Source organism: Frankia sp. CcMO1 (assembly GCF_977945845.1).
Window position 1 is genome coordinate 1 of record NZ_CDWTMG010000330.1, and the last position, 3,385, is coordinate 3,385.

The window sequence follows — 3,385 nt, forward strand, 5'->3', positions numbered from 1 at the left end:
CGGGACCACAGGCGGTGGCGGGACCACGGCTGATGGCGGCCAGGGGGCCGGTGGGTCCGGAAGTTCTGAAGGCGCAGGATCCGCCAAGCCCGGCGGCTTGCAAGGCGCCAACCTGCACGATGCGAATCTACAGAACGCCGATCTCCACGGCACCGACCTCCAGGGAGCGCACCTTCAGGGAGCGAACCTCAAGGGCGCAAATCTCGCCGGCGCGAATTTGGAGGGGGCGGACTTCTCCAGCGACGACGACCTGCCCGCGAGCCAGCAGCCGTCGGCAGGTGACGGCTGGCGCACGACCGATGGGGAGAGCGGATCCGGCGGCGGTGGTCATACCGGCGGCGGAACGGGTTCCGGGACGGGCGGCAGTACAGGTGGTGGCACTGGCACTGGCACTGGTACCGGATCCGGGGGCGGGGACACGGGGACTGGGAGCGGCGGCGGTGGTCATACCGGCGGCGGAACGGGTTCCGGGACGGGCGGCAGTACAGGTGGTGGCACTGGCACTGGCACTGGCACTGGTACCGGATCCGGGGGCGGGGACACGGGGACTGGGAGCGGCGGCGGTGGCGTCGGTGGTGCTGGAACGGGCTCTGGCGCTGGTGGTGAATCCGGCGGCGGAACGGGCACGGGCGGTGGCGGCACGGGCTCCGGCAACGGTCACTCGTCGGGCGGTGGCGTGACCGGTGGTGGCGGTGGGACGGGTGGCGGCACGACCGGCGGCACCCAGGGTGGCACCGGCGGTCACCCGACCCGCGGCAACCTCGAGGGTGTCAACTTCCGCGACGCCAACCTGGAAAAGGCAGACCTGCACGGGGTGAATCTCAAGGGCGCTCACTTGCAGGGGGCGAATCTCCAGGGTGCCAATCTCGCCGGCGCGAATCTGGAGGGCGCGGACTTCTCGAGCGACGACGACGTCTCGGGCGGGAATCATCGCATGGGAGACGGGTGGCGGTCCGATTCCGGAACGACGACGGGCGGCGGCTACAACGACGGGCACCCGACCACCCGCGTCGACCCTTCCGGAGACCACTCGCACCAGGGCCAGCACCAGGGCCAGCACCAGCACCAGGGCCGGCATCAGGGCGGTCACGGGTCGGGGGCGGCCGACGTGGGCTGGCACCCCGGCGCGGACTGGTCGCCGCCGCCCTGGTGGGGCAACGGGTCGCACGGCGGGGACATGCCCGACCACCAGCCGTCCTGGATCGAGACGAGCCATTCGGCGGCGGATGGCGGGCAGCCGAGGTGGCATCGGATCGACCCGGCTGGGCTGATCATGGGCAGTAACCCGATGTCCGTTCTGATGCCGTTGGATCCAGGCCCCGACGCCGGAGCGGATCGGTCGGTGGACGAGAGTGTGTGACGCATGGGTTTCGCAGCCGGGCACGGTCGTGGCGATGTGCCCGGCATGGCGTGACGACGGGTGAGTCGCCCCGTCGTACGGTCGGGAGCGACGGCTCCCGACGCGCGGACCGCCCGCACCGTGGCACTGTCCCCCTCCCGGTGCGGGCGGTCCGACGCGAGCGGACGCGGATCCCGGTTGGCTTGAAGCGGGACCGATGGTCGTGGGCGGGATGGTGACGCGGCGACGCGACGAGCTGGCGGACGCCGCGGAGCTGGACGGCGTCACTCCCCACGAGGCGGTGGCCCCGGGCGAAGCGCCGGACCCGTCACGATGCGTCGTCCTCGTTCCCGTGCGCACTCATGTTGAGGAGGAGTGCGCCGCAGGTCTTGCTGAGTTGCAGGCCCGCGGCTACACGGTGTGGCAGGTCGTCGGCCAGACGGCAATCGACTACGCGCGCAGCAAGATGGCCAGCGACGCACTCGACGCCGGCTACGACGAGATCATGTGGATCGACTCGGACGTCGGCTTTCGGGCTGAGGATGTCGAACTGCTGCGTCGTCACCGGCTGCCGGTGATCTCCGCGATCTACCCGCAGAAGGGCCATCGCGCGTTGGCAAGCCACCTGTTGCCGGAGACCGATCAGCTCGTGTTCGGCCGCGACGGTGGCTTGATCGAGATTCTCTACGCGGCGGGCGGTTTCCTGCTGACCCACCGGCAGGTGTACGAGGCGATCCGGGAACAGGAGCAACTGCCATACTGCAACGCGCGCTTCGGCGGCGGGTTCACGCCGTACTTCTGGCCGATGGTCGTCCCGGACGACGACGGGCATTGGTACCTCGCGGAGGACTTCGCCTTCTCCGAACGGGTGCGCCGGGCGGGTTTCGCCGTCATGGCGGACACCCGGATCCGTCTGGAACATGTCGGTCGCGCGGCGTTCACCTGGGAGGACGCCGGTAGCGAGCGGCCTCGCTACGCCAGCTACACGTTCTCCGTGACTCGTTGAGACGCACTACCCAACCGACGCCTCCAGCGGCGTGACCGCGAGCGGCCGGCAGCGTCACCACAGTGGCGCGATGGTCGGCGGCGCTGTCCGGGCGGGACCCCGTCCGGTTGGTTGTGCCCAGCAGTCGGCGGCCCGGCAACTCACCGGGCTCGGGGGTGCCGGGCAGGGCGTTGCGGGAGGTCCTCGGCGGGATGGCGGGGCAGAAGGAGAAGGACAGCCAGAAATACGACGCCACCCGCGGCGCGAAGATGTTCGATGCCGGGTCGTCGCACGACTACAGCAATGCCTCCTGGCGCGAGATCGAGATGGCCATCCTCGGCGCTGCGGACACCGGTGCTGCCAACTTCGCCAATGCCCAAGCCCAGGTCGCGAGCCCGCAATCGCTCATCGACGGTGCGCAGTACGCCGCGGACGCCGCCCAAGCGCTGCTCGACGTCGCCAACGCGCTACCAGAGATCAGCATGGCGCTGGCCGACCACTGGACGGGCGCCACGGCCACGGCCTTCATGGGGGCCCTGCAGAAGCTGCACACCGCGATCGTCGATCAGTACAACGTGCTCACCGGGCAGCCGTCCGGGCGGGGTGACCTGAGTTGGGTGCTGACGGACGCAGGCAATGCCCTCGACCAAGCGCAGCAGATGATCCGGGAGATCGACAACTACTACGCCAATGAGGCGCTGCGGCTCGGGGCCCCGCTGATCGCCGCCGGTAGCGGCGGGGGCCAGTTGGTCGCCATCAGCCAGACCCCGCAATGGGGCAACCAGCTAGTCCAGTGGATGACCGAGGACATGCGCCAGGTCATGCAGCAACTGGCGAACAGGTACGTCGAGGACGCCGGCAATGTGCAGACCGGGAACTCGCTCGACAACCCCGCTACCGGCGGGACGGGCGGCAACTCGCCGGTCAGCAACCCGCCGGTCAGCAGCCCGCCGATCGGCAACCCACCGATCACCCGCCCGCCGATTGGCAACCCGCCGACCACCAACCCGCCGAGATCCGCCGGCTCGACCACGCCCGGAACGACGACGCGGGGCACGACC

Annotated in this window: 4 protein-coding genes and 1 pseudogene; all 5 read left to right on the plus strand. The window is 70.2% G+C overall.

All coding sequences use genetic code 11. From position 1 onward, the window contains the following. Positions 1–97 precede the first annotated feature (97 nt). Positions 98–226, plus strand: a pseudogene (locus AC08OU_RS23170) (pentapeptide repeat-containing protein); the annotation flags it as partial. A gap of 97 nt (positions 227–323) precedes the next feature. Beyond that, positions 324–680 (plus strand): hypothetical protein, encoded by a 357-nt coding sequence (locus AC08OU_RS23175; protein ID WP_476605805.1) that lies wholly within the window; start codon positions 324–326, stop codon positions 678–680. Beyond that, positions 677–1,360, plus strand: coding sequence for a pentapeptide repeat-containing protein (locus AC08OU_RS23180; RefSeq protein ID WP_476605804.1), 684 nt, complete (start codon positions 677–679; stop codon positions 1,358–1,360). Before AC08OU_RS23175 ends, AC08OU_RS23180 begins: the two co-directional genes overlap by 4 nt. A gap of 211 nt (positions 1,361–1,571) precedes the next feature. Then, a complete protein-coding gene (locus AC08OU_RS23185) occupies positions 1,572–2,345 on the plus strand; it encodes a hypothetical protein (protein ID WP_476605801.1) in 774 nt (257 codons plus the stop codon). 191 nt (positions 2,346–2,536) lie between these two features. Beyond that, positions 2,537–3,385 (plus strand): hypothetical protein (locus tag AC08OU_RS23190; protein WP_476605802.1); only part of this gene is annotated, 849 nt, incomplete at its 3' end.

What these genes read in the sequence shown, in the direction of transcription:
- AC08OU_RS23185 (WP_476605801.1), top strand. Translation starts at nt 1,572, where the DNA reads ATGGTGACGCGGCGACGCGACGAGCTGGCGGACGCCGCGGAGCTGGAC.